This window comes from Streptomyces sp. GQ60, assembly GCF_059758875.1.
Genome location: NZ_JCAXEG010000002.1, coordinates 578,111 through 597,930, shown reverse-complemented (window position 1 = coordinate 597,930; position 19,820 = coordinate 578,111). Strand labels below are relative to the sequence as shown.

The window sequence follows — 19,820 nt, the reverse complement described above, 5'->3', positions numbered from 1 at the left end:
GTGCGGCCTCGATGCGCCCCATGCGGGCACCCGTTGTGCTCCCTGCCGCGTCGCACGTATCCAGCAGCGGCTCGGCATCATGAGGGGCCTGTCCTGGCGCGAGGATGATGACCACTCAGCTCGGGAACCGGCAGGCCGCTGCACGCTGGGCGGTGAGTCCGGGACCGCACGCTTCATTCGTGCGGTGACGACGAAAGGCCGGCGGGGGCGGCCCGTCGGGGAGGACGGGCCGTTCCCGCCGGCTGTCAGGGGCCGGTCGGAGCGGGGACGCTCACATGCGCAGCAGGCGCAAGGTGATCTCCCGGTACTGGCGCAGGGCGAGCCGCAGGTCTTCCGTCTCGGCTTCGGATCCGAGGTTGCGGTGGGCGGAGCCGATGACGCGCCGACGCTCCACGAGCGCGGCCGTCACGCGGGTGATGGCGTCGGCCAAGGCGGTGTCGGCTTCGTCGACCGCTTCGCGCGGGCTCCGGACGAAGGTGCCGAGGGCGTGCTGGAGGCGCAGGGTCAGCCGGTCCCGGTCGCTCTGCGCGAGCAGCGACACGGGGACCGGGATGTCCGCGCGGGCCTCGGACGGCCCATCGGGGGCCAGCCGGCCGGGAGTCGGGCCCCCGCGCGGATCGTGCCGCCCGGGGAGCGGGCTACGGGGCGGGAGTTGCTGTGCGCGTTCCTGGTCGTACGTCATCGCGTGCCACTTCCCCCGGCCTGGTGACGCTGCGGACGGTGCCGGCCCGAGTCGGCCGGACGCTGTGCGACCAGCGCGTCGAAGAGCTCCCCCGCCCCGGTCATGGCGGTGCGGTTCTGCTCCGTGCTGCCACGGCCGCCGGCCGCTCCGTGGAGGCCGCGATAGCCGTCGACGTGCTGCGCGTGGTGGACGGAGAGCGCGGCGAGCCGCTCTTCGAACGGCCCGTCGACCGGAAAGCCCCGGTCCGACGTCAGCCGCGCCAGCAGTGCGTCGGCCTCGGTGACCGCCTCCTGTGGGGAGTCGACGAACCGCTTCTGGATCCCGGCCCATTGGGCCGCGTACTGCTCCCGGGCAGCCGATGAGAGCGGCCGTTCCCTGACGGAGCCGTGCTGCTTCAGGCGTTCGCCGAGTTCTCGGTCCGCGGCCTTGGTGTCCCCTTGGTGGCGGGTCACGAGGCGTTCGTACTCGGGGCCGAAGCGCCGTCTCAGGCTGCGCCCGATCCGGTGGTGGCCGAGCGTGGCCAGGAGGACGGCCGTCGCGGCGGCCAGGGCCGCGGCGCCCAGGGCCGCGATGATGATCACGGAACTGGACACGGAGGCACCCCGCTGTTCCGGGCTCGTAAGTCGTTCTGCTGCATACCCGTCGGCTCTCCTCGGTCGATGGCGCGTTGGTGCCGGCAGGGGGAGGAGAATCCGGGGGGCATGGCCGGGACCTGCACAGCGGTCACAGGGGGTGGTACCTGCGTTCCGCGGGGTCCGGGCGAAGCGGAAGGTGGAAGGCAAAGGCCTGGCTCCGGAGCTTTCCCGGGTGGTACGGCCCAACACCGTCTGCGTCAGTCAACGCCGGGCGGTGTCGCCTGTCAATGGGCCCGACGACTGTCGCCAGGCGCCTCGGGGCACTACGCTGCTGGATGAAGCCCTGGTCCCCGGCAGCGATGATCTGTTCCGCTCTGGAAGGGACCGCTCGTGTCCGTACTGCTTCTCGTGCTCCTGGTGGCCCTGCTCCTCTTCGGCTCCTCCGGCCACCTGCTGTGGGTGGCTGCCGCCGTACTGCTCTTCGCACTCGTGCACCGCGGACGGCGGGGTGGCTCGGGACGTCAGGGCGACCACCGGGGCTACGACGACCACCACGCCTATGACGACTACGGCGACTACCGGGACCACCGCGACCAGCAGCACCGCTGGGACCGCCGCTATGCCCGACAGCACCGGGGCCGCCAGAGCCGTGAGAACCGCCGCGACCGCGACCGCGAAGAACCGCACTGACGGTCAGGTGACCAGGCCGGCGAGAGGTTCGCTGCCGTCGACGAAGGCGGCGGCCAGGTCGGACAGACGCCGGTTGTGCGCGCGGGCGTAGCCGCGCAGCGCGCTGAAGGCCTCCTCCATGCCGATGCCCTGACGTTCGGCGAGCTTGCCCTTGGCCTGCTCGATCAGCACGCGGCTGTTCAACGCCGTCTGCAACTGCTCGTTGAGCACCGTGCTCTCCCGGGAGGAGCGCTGTTGCAGGAGGCTGATGGTGGCGACGTCGGCCAGGGCCTGGGCGATGGGAGTGGCGGCCGGATCGAAAGGGCCCGGGAGGGCGCGGAACAGATTCAGCGCTCCCACGACCTCGTCCCGCAGACGCATCGGCAGGGCCTGGACCGCCGAGTACCCGCTGTGGCGGGCTTGCGCGGTGAAGCGCGGCCAGCGGGCGGCTTCCGTGCTCAGGTCGGGGATGGTGACGGGTACGCCGGTGTGGAAGCACTCCAGGCACGGGCCTTCGTCGTTCTGGAGCTGGAACAGTTCGAGCAGGCGGACTTGCTCGTCGGAGGCGGCCATCACGCGGAGTTCGCCATTGCGGTCCGCGAGGAGTACGCCGGCCGCGTTCACATCGAGCATGCCGACACATCTGTCGGTCAGCATGCGGAGGAAGTCGATCAGGTCGAAGTCGGCGACCAAATTGTCCGCAAGTTCCACGAAAGCCTTGGCGAGGAGCTGTTCATTCATCGTGTACACCTTCTGTTGTCAAGCATCGTCGGGGGCGCTCCGATCCTCGTCCGCATCCGGCGTGAACCTCAGCCGGCGGGCCACGACGTCGGCGGCCACCTCGGCGAGCCGCCGCCCCTGGGCATAGGCGTGGGCGCGCAGGCGGACGAACGCCTCCTCGATGCCCACGCCGAGTTGGACGGTGAGCATGCCGGTGGCCTGGTCGATCTCGGCCCGGTAGCCGCCGAGGTCTTCGAGCGGCCCGCCGTCCCGGTCGATCCGGGCACCGAGGAGTACGAGCGTGGCGGTGTCGGCGAACACCATGGCATCGGCGAGTTCGCCGGCGTCCAGCTCGACCGGAACACCGGAGTAGAGGTCCAGCACTCCGGGACTGATCGCACCGATCCGCAAGGGGAACGCGAACACCGCCACCGCACCGGCGGCGGCGGCTTCCAAGGCGAACAGGGGCCATCGGCGCTGCTCTCCGTCGGCCCGCAGATCAGGAGCCAGGACAGCCGACGCAAGGGCGAAGGCATCCATACCGGGGCCCTCGCCCAGCGTGATCTGGAGCTCTTCGATCCGCTCGCTCACCAGGTCTGTGGCGCACAGGGGATGGCCGGCCGAAGCCTTGGACATGGCCGACACTCCTGCCCCGTCGATCGGAAGCGCGGCCACTGCAGCCGTGCACACGTCCATCACCGCGATCCGTTCGCCGCGCCGGGCAGCCTGCTCGGCCACGAGTACCCGGATCCTGGCCGTCCGTCCACCCGTCACAGCTCCGGCCGCCGGGTGCCGGCGGGGAGCCCCTGGCCGGACGTTCGCGGCGCCCTCCCGAGGGGCAGCACCAGCGCCCGGTGCAACGCTGTGCCGGGCGGCCTGTGGACCTCGCCGACCTCGCGCCACCCCCAGGACCGGAAGGCCGCCAGGCTCCTGACATCGGACTCGGGCACCAGGGTGGCGCCGAGCGACGCACGATGGTCGTCCAGCAGCCGCGCCTGCAGCCGCCGGCCGAGGATGAGGGCCTGTCCGTACGGGGCGACCACGACGTCGGTGACGGCGAAGACGTGGCCGGAGGCCGTGAGTTGTTGGATGTCCCGGGGAAAGGGTCCGAGGAATCCCCTCCACCAGGAGCCGTCGCGTCGCAGAGGGAAGCCGAAGACGCATCCGAGCAACGTGGCCCGCTCCGCGACCAGCATGGCGAATCCGGGCCGCCGGACATCGCCCGTGAGGCGGTGCAGGAAGGCTTCGCGGTTTTTGTGGGCCGTACCCGCCAACGGGTGGGGGGACTCCGCGTACAGGTCCGCCACGTCCTCTCTCAGTCCCTCGGCCTGCCATCGGTTCAGCCGCCGCAGACGGATCGCGGCCATGTCGTCAGGACCGTACGGAACCCCGCGGCGGCCCCTTTGAGAACGCCTCAGCGGCGACGTGTCCGTCACAGCACACTCCCCAGGGCCACGGGGAGGGCGGGAGCGGGAGGGTCGCCGAGCAAGAAGCCGGAACGGGTGATGTCGATGATCCGAATCAGTACGGGCGGCGGGTGGTGCAGCCTCAGGGTTCCTCCGGCCGCCGTGATGCGCCACCACGCGGAGAGGAGGACGCCCAGGCCACTGCAGTCGCAGAAGGTGACGGCGGACAGGTCGATGTCGATGGTGCGGACGTCGTCATGCAGGCATCGCGCCAGTGCCGCGCGCAGCGAGTGGACGGTGGAGACGTCGAGTTCACCGGCCGGAGCGATCAGCACCCGGCCGTTCTCGGCGTACCTGTGGGCGATCGGATCGGGGACACGCATGATGAAGTGCCTCGGTTCGGGACCAGCCGGGCAACACCGGTCGTCGCCGGACTCCCCGGCTCCTCCGGTTATCCCGGTGCGGATGTGCGCGCGGCGGGCAAGGCCGGTCCGGCAGCCTGCGTTCCAGGATGGGGACGGGCCACGCCCTCGGATGCGCCGGGCCGGCGGATCGTGAGTCCGGGCCGCGACACGTAGATCTGGCAGACAACGCGCCGTCAGGGTCTGGAACGGGGGACGTTCTGTTCGCAGCATAGCCCGGTGCCGGTATCGGCGGAGGGGCGTAAGCAGGCCTCTTCTGGCTGGTTGCCGACCGGCGCGTGGGCGCACCGACGTGTGCCTCACTGCGAGCCGTAGGCGCAGAAACGATCGCACCTGTGGCTTTGACGTATCCGTGGAGTGCCGAATATCGTCCTGCGCCTGAGATCCGTCGGCAGGTCCGCCTCGTCTCACCGGCCAAATTCCCACCGACTACCAGGCATTCGCAGCGCTGTCTCGCGGTGCGTTCGCACCGACTGTGCGTACGGCTTTGCCGTCCGCGGGCCGCGGGCCCGCCTCGCTCGGGCGTCGCCAGTGCGGACGCCGAGGCTGTGAGCCGGTGGCGTCCGGCTTCGCTGACGGGGCGGTCCGAAGCGGCCGCCGGCAGGGGAGGACGACGTCGGTGGACAGCGCGCCGGCCAGTCGGCCGAGGGTCTGGTGCCGGATCGGCAGTGGTGCATCTCGGAGGTGCGCGATGGGGCTCGGCCACCACGGAACCGGCGACCTGGAGCTGACGCTCCAGTCCGAGCGGGACCTGGAGCGCGCCGCGCGCTCACCCGGGAGGACCCACATGTCGGCGGCCAACTCCTTTTCCATCCAGTCGTCTCGGTGGCGAGTGACGGGTTACGGCGGCGCTCCGATTCCAGCTCCGGAGCTTCCCCTACAAGCTCCCGCGTACTGGACGTACTCGGGAGCCCCGGCAGTGCGGCGAGGTGCGGTGCCGGGCGGCGCGGGCCAGGCAAGATCCGAAAGAGACGGCCTAGCACCCGACAGGAAACGACGCCGATGATCTGGCATTGGATCGGATGGCGGAACGGCGCCTGGTACACCTCGTGGAGGGCTCGGTCGGAGACCGGACAGTTGGCGAAGAAGCGGTCCACTTCCTGCGTGTAGCCGGCGAAGTGCTGGACCGTCGCGGTGAAGTGGCGGCTCTGGATGGCGGCTTTGAGAGCTGCTCCGAGACACGCGTTGCGGTGGCCCGCCTGCCCATCCGTGTCATCGTCGCTTGCTCTGACTCGGATCCAGCGGGTGAACGCCCTGCTCGGGTGCCACACGGCCGACCGGGTCCCTCCTGCGGCGCGCAGCGACGTAGCTGTATGCGACAACTCCTCTTCCTGGCACCCCTCGAACGTCACCCGCAGGCATCACCCGCCATGGCTTCCTCACCCGCCCGGGACGGGGCCTCTACCCAGGAACGGCCCGGTGCCGCGGGCGATCAACTCACCCCGGGGTGCTGGTCGTTCGTCGTCACGAGCCTTGCCAGTCGTACGTGCGACCCCTATCGTCGGCGCGATAGAAAGCGCTTTCTATCACTTTCTATCTGCGTGGTGCGACACGTTCAGCACTCGCTATTCGACGATTCCGGGAGACGAGAATGAAACGACCAGTCGCAGTGCGGCTTTCCGCCGGGCTAGCCACACTGGCCCTCGCGGCCGTGGCCGGTGTGGTGGTGGCGATGCCCGAGGCCTCGGCGGCGACCGGGAGCGCCACCGGCTACGCGAGCCAGAACGGCGGGACCACTGGCGGCGCCGGCGGGCAGACGGTGCGGGCCACCACCGGGACCGCGATCCACGCGGCGCTGTGCGCCCGCGCGAGCAGCAGCACGCCGCTCACCATCGAGGTCGAGGGAACCATCAACCACGCCAACACCGCGAAGGTGTCGGGCAGCAGCTGCAACACCGCCGACGGCGTGATCGAGCTCAAGCAGATCAGCAACGTCACCATCGTCGGCGTCGGCAGCGGAGCCGTCTTCGACCAGCTCGGCATCCACATCCGCGAGGCCAGCAACATCATCGTCCAGAACGTGACCGTCCGGAACGTCAAGAAGTCCGGCTCGCCCACATCCAACGGCGGCGACGCCATCGGCATGGAGGCCGACGTCCGCAACGTATGGGTCGACCACGTCACGCTGGAGGCGTCGGGCGGGGAGTCGGAGGGCTACGACGGCCTCTTCGACATGAAGGACAACACCCAGTACGTGACCCTGTCCTACAGCATCCTGCGCAACTCCGGCCGTGGCGGCCTGGTCGGGTCAAGCGAGACCGAGCTCTCCAACGGCTTCATCACCTACCACCACAACCTGTACGAGAACATCGACTCCCGCGCGCCCCTGCTCCGCGGCGGCATCGCTCACATGTACAACAACCACTATGCCGGCCTCAACGAGTCCGGCATCAACTCCCGTGCCGGTGCCCGGGCCAAGGTGGACAACAACTACTTCAAGGACTCCAAGGACGTCCTGGGCACCTTCTACACCTCCGCGGCCGGCTACTGGCAGACGAGCGGCAACATCTTCGACAACGTGGCCTGGTCGAGCCCGGGCACGGAGTACAAGCCGGCAGGACCGGACGTGCAGTCCAACACCACCGTCGGCATCCCCTATGCGTACACCCTCGACGCCGCCTCCTGCGTGCCGGCCGTCGTGAGCCAGACGGCGGGCGCCGGCAAGGGCCTGAAGGTCTCGGACGGCTCCTGCACGCCGCAGACCCCGACACCGGCCCCGACCCCGACCACCCCCACGCCGACCCCGACCACCCCCACGCCGACCACCCCCACGCCGACACCGACCGCGACGGCCACCCAGCCGCCCACCGGAACCAACCTCAGCATCGGCGCCGGCTCCGACGGCTCCAGCAAGACCGACGGGACGAGCTACGGCAACGTCCGCGACGGTGCCATGAACACCTACTGGTCGCCGACCGGCTCGACCGGCTCGATCTCGATCAAGTGGGGCTCCGCCGTCTCCGTGTCCGCGATCAACATCCGGGAGGCGGTCGGCTCCACCGGCACCATCGGCTCCTGGCGGGTCCTCAACGCCGACACCGGCGCGGTCCTGACCTCCGGCACCGGCGTGGGCGTCATCACCTTCCCGCGGACCTCGCTGAGCAAGGTCACCTTTGAGATCACCGGCTCGACCGGCACCCCGAAGGTCGCCGAGTTCGAGACCTATGCGGGCTAGGCGCCCGCCGATGCGTGCGTCCGTTCAGCCGCCGTTGAGTGCTTCGTCCAGTGCCGTGGTTTGGGCCTGGAGGAAGGCTTCGGAGACGGCGGCTTTCGCTTCGATGGAGTGGCGCCGGGCACTAGGTGAAGGGTGCAGGCGACGCCGGCCTGCTGCAGTCGCCGGGCGTAGGTGACGTCCTCATCATGGAACAGGTCGTTGGTGCCGACGCCGATCCATGCGGACGGCAGGCCGGAGAGGTCGTCGCAGCGGGCCGGCGCGGCCGGCGGGGCCCGTTGCCGTCCGCGGTGGCGGGGCGCGTGGCGGCGGGCTCGCCACAAGGTGGTGGCGCCGCGGCCGGGGAAGGCATAGAGGAGTCCCTTGGCGAGGGCGTGTTCGAGGTCGTCCAGGACGGCGCTGGGATGGATGCCCCGGGCGTTGCCGACCATGTCGGGCCGGTTCCTGCGCATGCGCTCGACCATGGGTGTTTCCACCACGGCGGGACACACGCAGACAACGCGGACGCCGGTACCGCGGGTTTCGGCGGCGAGGACCTCGCTGAAGGCGATGATCGCCGCCATGGACGCGTGCCACGTTGACCGTTCCGAAGTGGTTGACGCTCATGACGTGTTGGATGTCGGCGAGCGCCTGGTCGAGGAGTCTGCCCGCCACCTCGATGCTGCTGCGGCGTCCAGATCCTCACCGCCCCGTTTTGGCGTCTACGGATGCAGTGGCCGACAGCCCGAAGCGATTGACGGCGGCTGAAATCACCGTGTCGGCCAGTCCGGTGTCCGGGGCGAGGCCGGCCAGGACCGCCGCCTGATGAGATGCTCCGCCCGCGGGAAGCCCGGGAAGTCCGTTGACCTCCAACAGGTACAAGGCGCCGTCCGGTGCGAGGCGGAAGTCAGCTCGCGCGAAATCGTGCAGCCCCAGGGCCTGTACGGCTGTGTGCGTGAGCGTACGGGCCTGAGCGGCCAACGAGCCGGAGATGGAGGCCGGGACCTTCAGATGACTCCACCGCGACGGATCCTGCTTGAGAACGTAGTCGAACAGCCCGCCGTACGCTGCGGTGTCCGGCATCGTGGTCTCGGCCACGGCCAGGGCTCCGCCCGCCGCCGTGAAATAGGGCACGGTGAGATCGCGTCCCGGCACGTACTCCTCCACCAGCACTCCGTCCGGAAACTCCGCGAGAATCCCCTGGGCACGGGTGCGCGCCTCATCGGGTGTGGCAGCCAGCGACAGCGGTCCGATGCCCTTGGAACAGGACTCGAAGTTGGGCTTCACTATGACCGGAAACCGCAGATGGTCCAGCGGCGGCACCTGCGCTCCGTCCTTGACGAAGACCCAGCCGGGGGTGGGAAGCCCGTGGGCCCGCAGCACTAGCTTGGTGAGGTGCTTGTCCAGAGCCAGTGCGAGAGCCTGCGGCCCCGAGCCGGTGTGGGCAAGCCCCAACTGGTGGTACAGGGCAGGGTAGAAGGACTGCCGCCATGGCCCGCTCCATCCTTCGGCGAGGTTGAACACCAGGTCCGGGCGAGCCGCGCGTAACCGGGCGACCGTGACATCCAGCGTTCCGCTGACCTCCACGGCGACCGGTTCGTGGCCCAGGTCCCGCATACTCGCCAGCAGCTCCTCCACCTCCCCTCGCGAGGTGAAGCCGCGCTGGCTCAGCTCGTCGCCGCGCCGCAGGTTGTGTGCAAGGGCAACGCGCACGGAATCCTCCTCAGCAGGCCGCACCCGACTTGGGCCGACCGTCGCAGGTCACTACCCAGCCCAGGCCTCCCCCCACCCCCGTCACGTACATCGGCAGGACCCTTTCTCGTGACCGTGAGGCAGGTTTGGCTCGGGCGCCATGCAGCAGGCCGAGTTGCGGGGCTCGGGGGCGCCTCGATGCGGACTCGGTCGGAGCCTCGCGGTGGGACGAGTGAAACAGGGCCGGACAGATGGACGAACTGCGCCGGCAAGTCGATCGGGTCGCCGTACCGCTGACACCGCTCGAAGTCCGTAGCGACGCTGCCGAGCAGGTGCTGCATGCCGTCCGGGGTCCTTTCCCCGGCCCATTCGGCGAAGGTCCAGGAGTTCTTGGGCGGCAGGTCCGACAGCAGTTCGAGCGCCAACTTCCGGACTCGGAATCGGGGTTCGATCCGGGTGAACCGTCCCGCTATTCGGCTCATCAGGCCTTCGAACGCCTCCTGCCAGCGGGCGGGGTCTACGCTGTGACCTGCGGCCACCGCGTGATCGTTTGTCTTCACACACCGGTGATCAACGGGTGGCCGCACCCGTCTCCCCGTCTCCACAGCGCGTCGGGGTCGCGCGGCGTCCGCCCGCCGTCCTGTGTCAGGAGGACATGTGCAACGTGGCGAAGTCTGGTGGGTGGAGTTCGACGAGCGGCGGCCGGTCGTGCTGCTGTCGGGAGACGACGCGTCCGGGATCCGGGTGATGCAGGTTGTCGCTCGGGCGGGTGTCGACATCACCGGTCTGGGCGTCGAAGTGGCAGTAGGCGCCGTGGAAGGACTGCCCTTTGAAGGCGTGCTGCGGTACGCGTTGCCGCGTCCGGGCTTTACCCCTTGCACGTGGCTGACCACCGTGTCCCGGGACGACCTGATCGAGCGGGCGGGCGTTCTGTCCTCCGCGAAGCTCGGCGAGATCGAGAACGCCCTCCGTCTCGGTGAGCAGGCGAAGGAGTGGACCCCGGCGACGGCCGCGAAGCTCAGCGAGATGAGGAATGCCCTCCGTCTCGGTGGACTCGGGTAGGCGGAGAGTTCGAAAGCCGCCGTCGGGGGCCGAACCAGCCGTACGCGGCCCGGTCGCCGGCGGCCGGGGGGAACGGCGGTCAGAAGCGGAGTGGCACTTCCGCCGGCAGTCGTGGGTAGACCCGCGCCCACTGTCCCGTGACGCAGTCGACCACCCGGGTCTCGTCCTTGGCCGAGCGGGCGAAGTCCGCGAGGTTCCGTTCCCCGGTCGTCAGCTCGGCGCCCTGTCGTTGCAGGCAGTCCCCGACCGCCGTACGCAGCGGCTCGTCCATGACCTGCGGCTGCGCTTCGACGAACGTTGGTTCGACGAGCGACAGGTGGGAGAGGTTGCAGCTCTGGACCGCGTTGTTGTAGGTGTCCGGGTCACCGCTGGGGGTGACCGTGTAGATCAGCGTGAGGTTGTCGGCAGGACTGCGGACGGGGTCGGTGACCGGGTAGCCGGCGCCCCTGACGCAGGAGACGAACCTGTCCATCGCCGTACGGTATTCGGCCGCGGTGACCTTCCCGTCGCCCAACGCCCACTGCTGCCCCGGAAGCGGAATGTCGTCGGAGCTCTCCCGGCCGCCGTCCGGACCGGCCTGTGCGCAGCCCGAGACGGTGGCCAGGATCACCGCGACGACGAGCGTCGTCGCCCTACGCATGGGTCAGGAGTAGGTGACGTTGCAGTTGTCGCAGCCCCAGTGCAGACCGTTGCGGCCCTGGTAGCTGGAGTTGTAGCTCGCGTACGCGGAGGTGCTGGAGCCGTACACGCGGGTGGTCCAGTAGCCGTCGCTCCTGATGAGCGCCGCGCTCAGCCGGCCGGCGCAGCTGCCCGACACCTTCTTGGTCTGCGCCCAGTTCTGGCTTCCGTTGAAGCCGCTGCCCACGTAGTTGTCGCCGCAGCTGCGCGAGACGGTGCGGTTGTTGCCCAGCGCCTGGGCTTCGGTCGCGGCGAGCAGGGGCGTGACCGCCACCAGCGCGGTCAGGCCGACCGCCGCCGCACTCTTGCGTACGGAAGCAAGTGAGATCGTTTTCATCGGGTTCTGGTTCCTTTCCAGTTCCGGTGATGTCCTGCGACGACGCTACGGAGCGGGAGGAGGGGAACGAACCCTTTGCGTGACAGCGCAAAGGTGCCGCACCGCGAAGCCTGCACCCCTCGGGGTCAGGTGCCGTGCACCAGCCCGGTTCCCAGGGCCGTTCGCGTGTGGGTGACCGAGGCCCCCGTCCGCTCGGTGACCACCAGGCCGGCCCGGCGCAGCGCGGTGGTGTGGCGGCTGGCCGTGGAGGCGGAGGTGCACAGGCGCCCCGCGAGTTCCGTGGTGCTGTGTGGGGTGTCGAGGAGGCGCAGTGCGGCGGCGCGGGTCGGCCCGATCAGCTCGTCGAGGCCAAGCGCCTGGGTGGCCCCTGCGGCACACGGTTGCGGCTGTGGGATCCACAGCGGGCCGCGTGCGACGGGGAAGACCAGGGTCGGGGGCAGTCCGGGGTCGGCGAGGGCGATCGGATGGTTGTGGCAGAAGAAACTCGGAACGAGAAGCAGGCCGCGGCCGCCCAGTTCGAGGTTCTTCGACACCGGATAGTCCACTTCCAGGACCGGGGGCCGCCAGCGCAGCTGCGGCCCGAGGCCGCCCAGCAGGGCTTCGCCCCCCTGTTCGGTGATCATCCGTGCGTACCGGGTCGCGTGGCGCTGCGCCAGCGCCGCCCCGGCGGGGGCGTACGGGGCCAGGGCGAGGGAGTGGTAGCGGAGCAGGGCGGCGCCGAGATGGCGCAGGGCGTGGGGGCGTCCGGCGGCGATGTCGCCGAACTCGGGCGACGGGTGTGGGCGGGAGTCCGCGAGCCTGGCGATCTCGACCCACAGGCGGTTCCTGCCGGTGGAGAGCACGCCGTCGATCCCCTCTTCGAGGGAGGTGATGTGCCCGGAGGGCGTCAGGAAGTCGGGGAAGTAGGAGCTGATCGGGACGAGTGCCGTCAGGAGGTGGGCGGCCCGGCCCATGTTCGCCTGGGCGAGGGTCTTGCGGGCGACACGGTTCCAGGGCGCGAAGAAGGGGTCGGGGTCCGCTAGTTGGTGAAGGCTCAGCGCCGTCTCCCACATGACGTCGGGCTGGGCTGCCAGCCTGAGGCGTCCGAGATCGGCACCCGTGAAATGGATCCGGAGCACAAGTCCCCCTTGTGGTCGCGTACGAGGCACGCTCGATACCGGTCTGCGACCCAGCAGACGTCAGCGCCGTAAACATCCCCTTGACGTCTCCTTGTCGGCCATGTCCGGACGACCGAGGCCGGTAGGTGGGGCGTGGCCGCCCCCCCCGGGGGAGACAGTGGGCCCGAGCTCGCGCAAGGCCGAGCGAGCGCAGCACGCGGTGCCGGCCCGTCGGTGGGTGCATGGGATCGGCCCGGCCGGGCGCGGGTCGGCGTTTCCGCGGACTCGCGATCCCAACCGGGCCGTCGGGCCCCGTCGCGCCGTTAGTGACGGGCGTTCTGCGGGTTGCGCCGTACGCCCGCTGCGGCGAGGACGGCGCCGATGGCGCACAGGGCGCCGGTGACGAGCGCGGCGGTGTGCACTCCGTTGACGAATGCCTGGCCGCTGCCCTCGATCACCGCGGCCTTCAGCTGCGCGGGCATGTCACCGGAGACGGGTGCAATGCCCATGGCCACCGCGTCCTTCGCCTCGTGCAAGCCCTCGGCCATGGGCGCCGGCACCCCGGCGGAGGTGAGTTCGCCGGTCAGGGTCGAGTTGACCCGGCTGCTGATGAGGGACACGAGTACGGAGGTTCCCAACGCGCCGCCGACCTGAAGGGCGGTGGCCTGGAGACCACCCGCGACACCGGCGTCCTCGACCGGGGAGTTGCCCACGATGGCGTCGGAGGAGGCCGCCATCACCATGCCCACGCCGAGGCCGAGGGCGATGAACGGCGGCCACATCGCGGCGTACGGCGAATTCACGCCCCATGCGAGTACCCCGAAGGCGGCGCCACCCTGCAGCACCATGCCGAGCGGCATGGACAGTCCGGCGCCGAACTTCTCCGTGAGCTTCGCGCCCAGAGGTGAGGCGACCACGAATGCCAGGCTCAGGGGCAGGGTGCGCACGCCCGCTTCGACGGGGGTGAAGCCGCGTACGTTCTGGAGGTACAGCATCACGAAGAAGATCACGCCGAGCAGGACGAAGAAGTTGATCGCCGTGATGATCGTGCCGATGGTCAGCGCGCGGCTGCGGAACAGCCGCATGGGCAGCAGCGGGTGCTTCACGCGCGTTTCGTACCAGCCGAACACCAGGAGGATGGCGAGGCCTGCGGCGAGCGCGGCCAGCGTCGAGCCGGAACTCCAGCCCCACGTCTCGCCCTTGACGACGCCGAACACGACGACGAGCAGTCCGAGCGCGAGCAGGATCACGCCGGGGACGTCGAAGCGCTGGTCGCCGGAGGTGTTCTTGCTCTGCGGCAGCACGAGTGCGCTGAAGACGAGCGCGACGGCGCCGATCGGAGCGTTGATGTAGAAGACGGATTCCCAGTTGACGTGTTCGACGAGCAGACCGCCGACGATGGGGCCGAGCGCGGTGGACACCGACGACACCATCGCCCAGATGCCCACGGCCATACCGAACTTCTTCGGCGGGAACACGGCACGCAGTAGTCCGAGCGTGTTGGGCATCAGCAGCGCGCCGAAGAAGCCCTGTACGGCGCGGAAGGCGATGACGCCCTCGATCGACCCGGCCAGGCCGATGGCGACCGACGCGAGGGTGAAACCGGCGACTCCGACCAGGTAGAAGGTGCGCCGGCCGAAGCGGTCGCCGAGCTTCCCGCCGAGGATCAGCGCGGCGGCCAGAGCCAGCAGATAGGAGTTGGTGACCCATTGCAGGTCGGCGGTGGACGCGTTCAGGTCCCGGCCGATCTCGGGATTGGCGATCGCGACGACGGAGCCGTCCAGACCGACCATGAACAGTCCGAAGGCTACGGCGACGAGTGTCAGCCAGGGTTTGGCGCGGCGGCCCACCGGAGCGGCGGACCGGGTGCGTGCGGGCAGGGGGGAGCTGTCCACGGCGGTGGAGGGCATGGAGGTGCCTTGCTTCCTCGTACAGATGGAGGTCGACGGGACGCGGGTACGCGAGCGCCGTCAGTGGGCGGCGGGGTGAATGTGCCGCGCCAAACCTCGGAGCGCCCCGAGAGCGGACCCGATGGCGTCGAGGTCCCCGTCGGTGAGGGTGTGCAGCGCCTCGACGAGGTACCCGTCCAGGAGGCTCCCGACCTCGTCGAGCCGCTGCCGAGCCTGGGCCGTCAGGTGCAGATGCGCGACCCGCTTGTCCGCGGGGTCCTGCCTGCGCTCCAGCTGTCCTTGGCCGGCCAGCTGCGTGACGAGGGCGCTCACGTTGTTCGGCTTCATCAGCAGGACGTCGGCGGCCTCGCGCACCGTGACACCGTCACGCTCGCCGACGAGCCGCAGGAGCGCCAGCTGGCTCTCGGGCGGCTTGGGGTGCGGAAAGTCCTGGGCAAGGCGCCGGTCGAGTGCCCGGTGCAGCGCGGGCAGGGCGGCCGACATCGCTGACGCGATCTGCCGGATCTCCTGTTCGGACGCGCTGGGGGTGGCCATACAGGCAATATAAGTATGACCAGATACCTATGTCAACATACATACTCGATCGCATAGCAAGTGGTGCCGGCCCGGGGACTCCGGGCTGCGGTGGAGTCCGTGAGCGCCGCGTCGGCACCACCTCCTGTGCCCGTACGGTCAGTGCTCCCTGCGTCCGGGGCGTTCCTCGTACGGAGCGGCACGGGAACCGTCGACGCCCACCTCCAGGCGGCCGACCCGCTCGATCTCCACGACCACGCGGTCGCCGTGACTCAGCGGTCCGACTCCGGCAGGGGTGCCCGTGGCGATCACGTCGCCGGGGTGAAGGGTCATGACGGAGGAGGTGTAGGCGATCAGGTCGCGGATGCCGTAGATCAGGTGGGCCGTGTTGGTTCGCTGTCGGGTGGCGCCGCCCACGTCGCAGCGGAGGTCGAGGGAGTCCGGGTCCGGGATCTCGTCCGCGGTCACGATCCAGGGGCCGATGGGAGTGAACGTGTCGAATGACTTGCGGGTGGAGCGGTCCTCGCCCGAGCGGACGGTGATGTCCAGCAGGCACGTGTAGCCGCAGACGTGATCCAGGGCGTCGTCGGGGCTGACGTGTGAGGCGGTGCGGCCCATGACGACGCCGAGTTCGCCTTCCTGGTCCGTGCGCTTGTCGGAGTAGGGCAGGAGGATGTCCTGGCCCGGTCCGATCACCGACGAGTTGGCCTTCAAGAAGACTCCGAGGTCGGCTATCGACGTGGGGTACTCCATCTCGGCCTTGTGGTCGAGGTAGTTGACCGGTGCGCCGACGATCTTTCCAGGTCGAGGTAGCGGGGCTTCCAGCGCGGCCTCGGCGAGCGGGACCCGCGTACGGCCGCTGAGGTCCAGGGCCATCGGGCCGTGACGGTCGGCGGTCTCGATGTGGTGGTGGAGTGCTCCGGCCGCGCCGAAGGTTCCGCGGCCGGCGAGCAGTTCGGTCACATCGACGATGTCGTCCCCGTCGAGGAGTCCGATACGTCCTTTGTTGAACAGGGCCAGGCGCACCATGGCCTCCTTGCTGAAGTGTCGGATGTGCGGATCAGGCGCCGGGGTCGGCGTCTTCCGCGCGATAGAGACCCAGGGAGCGCATGACGGGCTCGTCGCTGTAGGAGAACAGCACGGCTTCGTTCGAGGACGAGCTGTTGAGGTGCCGGTAGGACGTCCAACCGGGAACGGCGAAGGTGTCGTTCTCGGTCCACTCCAGCCGCCGTCCGTCCACGATCGTGACGCCTTCACCGCGTACGACGCTGAAGATGGTGGAGGCGGTGTGCCGGCGCCCGGCGCCCCGGAAGCCCGGGCGCAGCCGCTGGACCCGGCAGCCGATGGTCGGCATGACCGGACCGCCGGTCCACGGATTGGTGTACTCGAGGACGATGCCGTCGACATCGCTTCCCTCGGCGGTGTCGGCGACGGCGTCCAGGGCCCGTCGGGTCTCTGTCCAGGGGTAGCGGGTGACGGGGGAGTGGGGTCCGTCGGGGGTGATCCAGGCGGGGGTCAGCCGGCCGTGCAGGAACTGCCTGCTGCCCGCGTCGTCGGGCCGGGTGACGGGCTGGAGCCGCTGGGGGTACTTCTCGTAGAAGCCCGCTTCCAGCGCGTTGACGAGCGGGTAGTCGAGGGCGTCGAGCCAGATCATCGGCGCGTCGCCCTCATGGGTGTGGTCGTGCCAGTGCCAGCCGGGGGTGAGCAGCAGGTCACCCGGGGACATGAAGACGCGCTCGCCGTTGACCGTGGTCCACGCGCCGCTGCCCTCCAGGATGAAGCGGAACGCGTTGGACGTGTGGCGGTGCGCCTGGGCGGTCTCTCCGGGCAGGATGATCTGCAGTCCTGCATAGAGGGTGTTGACGGTGGCCGGGGGATCGCTCGTGCCGGGGTTGACGAGCATGAGCACGCGCCGTTCGGCCTCTTCCAGGGAGAGGGTCCGGGAGAAGTGCAGCAGGTGGGGCCGCAGTTCCCGCCAGCTCCAACGGTAGGGAACGGCGCGGCTCTTCGGCTCGGCGGGGAACAGGTTGCCGTAGAAGCGCCACAGCGGTGCGGCCCCCGCCCCCTGCAGGGCCTGGTAGGCGAGTTCGTCGTTCACGGTGTCCTCCTGTGGTGGCGGGTCACGGGGTGGGGGCGGGGGCGGGGGCCGGCGTCCACACCCAGGACATGTCGTCGAATTCCTCGGACGAACGGGACGACAAGTGGACGTTGCGGAGGGTGGCTCCCCTTCCCTCCAGGTGGCAGAGCTCGCCGAAGCGCCTGGCGTTCGTCTGGATGAGCGCCGCCCGTGGACGGCGCTCCCCGGCGTACGCGGCGAACGCGTCGGCCGGGTCGGTGAACCGGCCGAGCGCTTGCCCGAGGGCAACGGCATCCTCGAGTGCCTGGCAGGCACCTTGGGCCAGGTACTGGAGCATGGGGTGGGCGGCGTCACCGAGCAGCACGATGCGGCCGTGCACCCAGTTGTCGATGGGCAGACGGTCGTACAGGGGCCAGCGTCGCTCGCGTGCCACCAGCGGCAGTGCGTCGCGCACTCCTCGGCAGGCTCCGGCGAAGCGTTCTTCGAGCTCGGCTTCGGTGCCCCAGGCATCCGAGTCCGGTGTGTAGTGGTCGCTCTCGAACACGGCGACCTGGTTGTACAGCTCGCCACGCCGGACGGGGTACTGCACCAGGTGCATCCGGGGCCCCGCCCAGACCATCACCGCTTCCGACGCGGCGTGTTGCGACATCCTGCCCGTCATGCTGTCGACGGGCAGGGCCCCGCGGTAGGCCACGTAGCGCGAGCAGACGGGTTCGCCGTCGCCGACCAGGGCCTGGCGCAGGCGCGAATGCAAGCCGTCGGCGGCCACGACCGCGTCGGCGGTGAGCCGCGCCGTGGTGTCGGCGAAGTGCAGGTGTACCCCGGTGCCGTCCTGCTCGGCACGGGTGACGGTGTGGCCGGTGCGGAGCGTGATGGCGGGGTGGTCCCGGCAGGCATCCAGGAGAGCGGAGTGCAGGTCGGTGCGGTGGGTGACGACGTACGGGTGCGTGAAGCGTTCGGTGTACGCCGCGCTGCGCAGGTCGAGGGAGGTCACCTCGTCACCGGTCAGAGCATCCATCATCACCAGTCGCGGCGGGGCGACGGCGTTGCGCCGGACGGCCGGGAGGACTCCCAGCTGTTCCAGTGCGGCGGACGCGTTGGGCGCGAGCTGCAAGCCGGCGCCGATCTCGCCGAAGCGGACGGATCGTTCGAGCACCGTGACGTGATGGCCGGCGCGGGCGGTCGCCAGCCGCGGCGGCCAGTCCGCCGATGCCGCCGCCGACGACGGCGACGTGGAGGGGAATGCGGAAGGGAATGCGGAGTGCGGACATGAAGCCTCCTTGGGGGTCGGGGCGCTGGGATGGAACGCCAGGGGAAAGGGGGGGAAGGGGCGGAAGCTGTCACGCCGGACAGGTCGTACACCAAGCGTCCGTGCGGACCGGCGCGTCGGTCCGGGCGGTGAGGTCGGCGACGGTGACGCCCGGAGCTGTCTCCACGAGGGCCAAGCCGTGCTCGGTGACGTCGAGGACGCCGAGGTCGGTGATGATGCGGTGAACGCACCGCTCGCCGGTGAGGGGGAGGGAGCAGTCTTCGACGATCTTGGGGCTGCCGTCCTTGGCGGTGTGCTCCATGAGGACGATGACGCGGCCCGCTCCGTGAACGAGGTCCATGGCGCCCCCCATGCCCTTGACCATCTTGCCGGGAATCATCCAGTTCGCGAGGTCGCCGTACTGAGACACCTGCATCGCGCCCAGGACCGCCGTGTCGATGTGGCCGCCGCGGATCATGCCGAAGGACAGGGCGGAGTCGAAGAACGAGGCGCCGGGCAGCACGGTGACGGTCTCCTTTCCGGCGTTGATCAGGTCGGGGTCGACCTCGTCCGCAGCGGGGTAGGGGCCCGTGCCGAGGATGCCGTTCTCGGAGTGGAGGACCACGTGGACGCCGGGCGGGAGCAGGCCGGGGATGAGGGTGGGCAGGCCGATGCCGAGGTTGACGTAGGAGCCGTCGGCGAGTTCGGCGGCGGCCCGGGCGGCCATGTGGCTGCGGGTCCAGGACATCAGGGACGCACCGTCCTCTTCTCGATCGCCTTGTCCGCCGCCTGCGACGGGGTGAGCTCCACGACCCTGCGGACGTAGATGCCGGGCAGGTGCACCTCGTCGGGACGCATATCTCCCGTTTCGACGAGTTCTTCGACCTCCGCGATCGTGACGCGGCCGGCCATGGCGGCAAGAGGGTTGAAGTTCGCCGCGGATCTACGGAAGGCGAGGATTCCGTGCCGGTCCCCGCGCCAGGCCCGTACGAGGGCGTAGTCGGTGGTGATGCCGTGCTCGAGCACGTGGCGGCGCCCGGCGAACTCCCGGGTCTCCTTGGCAGGTGACGCTACGGTGACCGAGCCGTCGGGAGCGTAGCGCCAGGGCAGTCCGCCGGAGGCGACCTGGGTGCCCACGCCGGCCGGGGTGTAGAAGGCGGGGATGCCGGCGCCGCCGGCGCGCAGGCGTTCGGCGAGCGTTCCCTGCGGGACGAGTTCCACTTCCAGCTCACCGGCGAGGTACTGCCGGGCGAATTCCTTGTTCTCGCCGACGTAGGAGCCGGTGACGCGCGCGATGCGTCCGACCGACAGCAGGAATCCGAGCCCGCGTCCGTCGACCCCGCAGTTGTTGGAGACGACCCGCAGGCGGTCCGCGCCCTGGTCGAGAAGGGCGCGGATCAGGACCTCGGGTACACCACTGAGACCGAATCCGCCCACGGCCAATGAGGCGCCGGGCTGGATGTCGGCCACCGCCTCGGCGGCGCTGCCCATGACTTTGTCCACGGTGTGTGCTCCTTTCCTGGGGTGACACCGAGCAGGACCCGGAAGCCGGACGCCGGACGCCGGACGCCGGACGCCGG

The 19,820-nt window shown here is 69.9% G+C and carries 21 protein-coding genes and 2 pseudogenes; 3 read left to right on the top strand and 20 right to left on the bottom strand.

All coding sequences use genetic code 11. From position 1 onward, the window contains the following. Positions 1-271 precede the first annotated feature (271 nt). Positions 272-682, bottom strand: a complete 411-nt coding sequence (locus tag AC6CKD_RS07755) for a hypothetical protein (protein ID WP_498326028.1) — start codon at positions 680-682, stop codon at positions 272-274. Further along, positions 679-1,275 (bottom strand): hypothetical protein, encoded by a 597-nt coding sequence (locus AC6CKD_RS07750; protein ID WP_498326027.1) that lies wholly within the window; start codon positions 1,273-1,275, stop codon positions 679-681. Before AC6CKD_RS07750 ends, AC6CKD_RS07755 begins: the two co-directional genes overlap by 4 nt. 372 nt (positions 1,276-1,647) lie before the next feature. Between AC6CKD_RS07750 and AC6CKD_RS07745 the strand changes: the two genes are divergently transcribed. Beyond that, a complete protein-coding gene (locus tag AC6CKD_RS07745) occupies positions 1,648-1,947 on the top strand; it encodes a hypothetical protein (RefSeq protein ID WP_498326026.1) in 300 nt (99 codons plus the stop codon). A 3-nt stretch (positions 1,948-1,950) separates the two neighbouring features. Here AC6CKD_RS07745 and AC6CKD_RS07740 read toward each other — a convergent pair whose 3' ends face one another. The 4 genes from AC6CKD_RS07740 to AC6CKD_RS07725 form a co-directional block, all read right to left on the bottom strand. Then, the gene (locus AC6CKD_RS07740) at positions 1,951-2,667 is read right to left on the bottom strand and encodes a GAF and ANTAR domain-containing protein (protein WP_498326025.1); all 717 of its coding nucleotides are present in this window, start codon (positions 2,665-2,667) and stop codon (positions 1,951-1,953) included. Positions 2,668-2,685: 18 nt separating this feature from the next. Next, entirely contained in the window at positions 2,686-3,282 is a 597-nt protein-coding gene (locus tag AC6CKD_RS07735; protein ID WP_498326024.1) for an ANTAR domain-containing protein, read from the bottom strand. Between the two features lie 134 nt (positions 3,283-3,416). Continuing rightward, on the bottom strand, positions 3,417-4,013 hold the full coding sequence (locus AC6CKD_RS07730) for a hypothetical protein (RefSeq protein WP_498326022.1): 597 nt from the start codon (positions 4,011-4,013) through the stop codon (positions 3,417-3,419). A gap of 65 nt (positions 4,014-4,078) precedes the next feature. Next, positions 4,079-4,435 (bottom strand): STAS domain-containing protein, encoded by a 357-nt coding sequence (locus AC6CKD_RS07725; protein WP_498326021.1) that lies wholly within the window; start codon positions 4,433-4,435, stop codon positions 4,079-4,081. 1,630 nt (positions 4,436-6,065) lie between these two features. Here AC6CKD_RS07725 and AC6CKD_RS07720 point away from each other — a divergent pair. After that, positions 6,066-7,649 carry a pectate lyase family protein gene (locus AC6CKD_RS07720; protein ID WP_498326019.1) on the top strand — a complete coding sequence of 528 codons (1,584 nt, stop codon included), beginning with the start codon at positions 6,066-6,068 and terminating at the stop codon, positions 7,647-7,649. Here AC6CKD_RS07720 and AC6CKD_RS07715 read toward each other — a convergent pair. The 4 genes and pseudogenes from AC6CKD_RS07715 to AC6CKD_RS07700 form a co-directional block, all read right to left on the bottom strand. Continuing rightward, a complete protein-coding gene (locus AC6CKD_RS07715; protein ID WP_498326294.1) occupies positions 7,646-8,077 on the bottom strand; it encodes an alpha/beta hydrolase fold domain-containing protein in 432 nt (143 codons plus the stop codon). The two genes, AC6CKD_RS07720 and AC6CKD_RS07715, sit on opposite strands and share 4 nt — an antisense overlap. Before the next feature lie 21 nt (positions 8,078-8,098). Beyond that, positions 8,099-8,215 (bottom strand): annotated as a pseudogene (locus AC6CKD_RS07710) (SDR family NAD(P)-dependent oxidoreductase); the annotation flags it as partial. A gap of 112 nt (positions 8,216-8,327) precedes the next feature. After that, a complete protein-coding gene (locus tag AC6CKD_RS07705; protein WP_498326018.1) occupies positions 8,328-9,338 on the bottom strand; it encodes a D-alanine--D-alanine ligase family protein in 1,011 nt (336 codons plus the stop codon). A gap of 281 nt (positions 9,339-9,619) precedes the next feature. Beyond that, positions 9,620-9,799, bottom strand: a pseudogene (locus AC6CKD_RS07700) (IS701 family transposase); the annotation flags it as partial. 175 nt (positions 9,800-9,974) lie between these two features. On the opposite strand from AC6CKD_RS07700, the gene AC6CKD_RS07695 reads away from it, so the two are divergent. Beyond that, positions 9,975-10,379 carry a type II toxin-antitoxin system PemK/MazF family toxin gene (locus tag AC6CKD_RS07695; RefSeq protein ID WP_498326017.1) on the top strand — a complete coding sequence of 135 codons (405 nt, stop codon included), beginning with the start codon at positions 9,975-9,977 and terminating at the stop codon, positions 10,377-10,379. A 79-nt stretch (positions 10,380-10,458) separates the two neighbouring features. On the opposite strand, the gene AC6CKD_RS07690 is transcribed toward AC6CKD_RS07695, so the two are convergent. The 10 genes from AC6CKD_RS07690 to AC6CKD_RS07645 all read right to left on the bottom strand — a co-directional run bounded on the left by AC6CKD_RS07690 (position 10,459) and on the right by AC6CKD_RS07645 (position 19,743). After that, positions 10,459-11,019 (bottom strand): hypothetical protein, encoded by a 561-nt coding sequence (locus tag AC6CKD_RS07690; RefSeq protein ID WP_498326015.1) that lies wholly within the window; start codon positions 11,017-11,019, stop codon positions 10,459-10,461. A gap of 3 nt (positions 11,020-11,022) precedes the next feature. Further along, complete coding sequence (locus AC6CKD_RS07685) at positions 11,023-11,394, bottom strand: hypothetical protein (protein WP_498326014.1); 372 nt, start codon at positions 11,392-11,394, stop codon at positions 11,023-11,025. 125 nt (positions 11,395-11,519) lie between these two features. Next, positions 11,520-12,512 carry an ArsR/SmtB family transcription factor gene (locus tag AC6CKD_RS07680; RefSeq protein ID WP_498326013.1) on the bottom strand — a complete coding sequence of 331 codons (993 nt, stop codon included), beginning with the start codon at positions 12,510-12,512 and terminating at the stop codon, positions 11,520-11,522. A 302-nt stretch (positions 12,513-12,814) separates the two neighbouring features. Continuing rightward, positions 12,815-14,401: an MFS transporter gene (locus AC6CKD_RS07675; protein ID WP_498326012.1), complete on the bottom strand. Its 1,587-nt coding sequence runs from the start codon at positions 14,399-14,401 to the stop codon at positions 12,815-12,817. A gap of 60 nt (positions 14,402-14,461) precedes the next feature. After that, complete coding sequence (locus AC6CKD_RS07670) at positions 14,462-14,935, bottom strand: MarR family winged helix-turn-helix transcriptional regulator (RefSeq protein ID WP_498326011.1); 474 nt, start codon at positions 14,933-14,935, stop codon at positions 14,462-14,464. A 138-nt stretch (positions 14,936-15,073) separates the two neighbouring features. Further along, positions 15,074-15,943, bottom strand: a complete 870-nt coding sequence (locus AC6CKD_RS07665; protein ID WP_498326010.1) for a fumarylacetoacetate hydrolase family protein — start codon at positions 15,941-15,943, stop codon at positions 15,074-15,076. 31 nt (positions 15,944-15,974) lie between these two features. After that, positions 15,975-17,012, bottom strand: a complete 1,038-nt coding sequence (locus AC6CKD_RS07660; protein WP_498326009.1) for a cupin domain-containing protein — start codon at positions 17,010-17,012, stop codon at positions 15,975-15,977. A gap of 22 nt (positions 17,013-17,034) precedes the next feature. After that, positions 17,035-18,147, bottom strand: coding sequence for an FAD-dependent monooxygenase (locus AC6CKD_RS07655; protein WP_498326008.1), 1,113 nt, complete (start codon positions 18,145-18,147; stop codon positions 17,035-17,037). A 184-nt stretch (positions 18,148-18,331) separates the two neighbouring features. Continuing rightward, a complete protein-coding gene (locus AC6CKD_RS07650) occupies positions 18,332-18,988 on the bottom strand; it encodes a 3-oxoacid CoA-transferase subunit B (RefSeq protein WP_498326007.1) in 657 nt (218 codons plus the stop codon). After that, positions 18,988-19,743 (bottom strand): CoA transferase subunit A, encoded by a 756-nt coding sequence (locus AC6CKD_RS07645; RefSeq protein WP_498326006.1) that lies wholly within the window; start codon positions 19,741-19,743, stop codon positions 18,988-18,990. The genes AC6CKD_RS07650 and AC6CKD_RS07645 overlap by 1 nt, the downstream gene beginning before the upstream one ends. Positions 19,744-19,820: the final 77 nt, after the last annotated feature.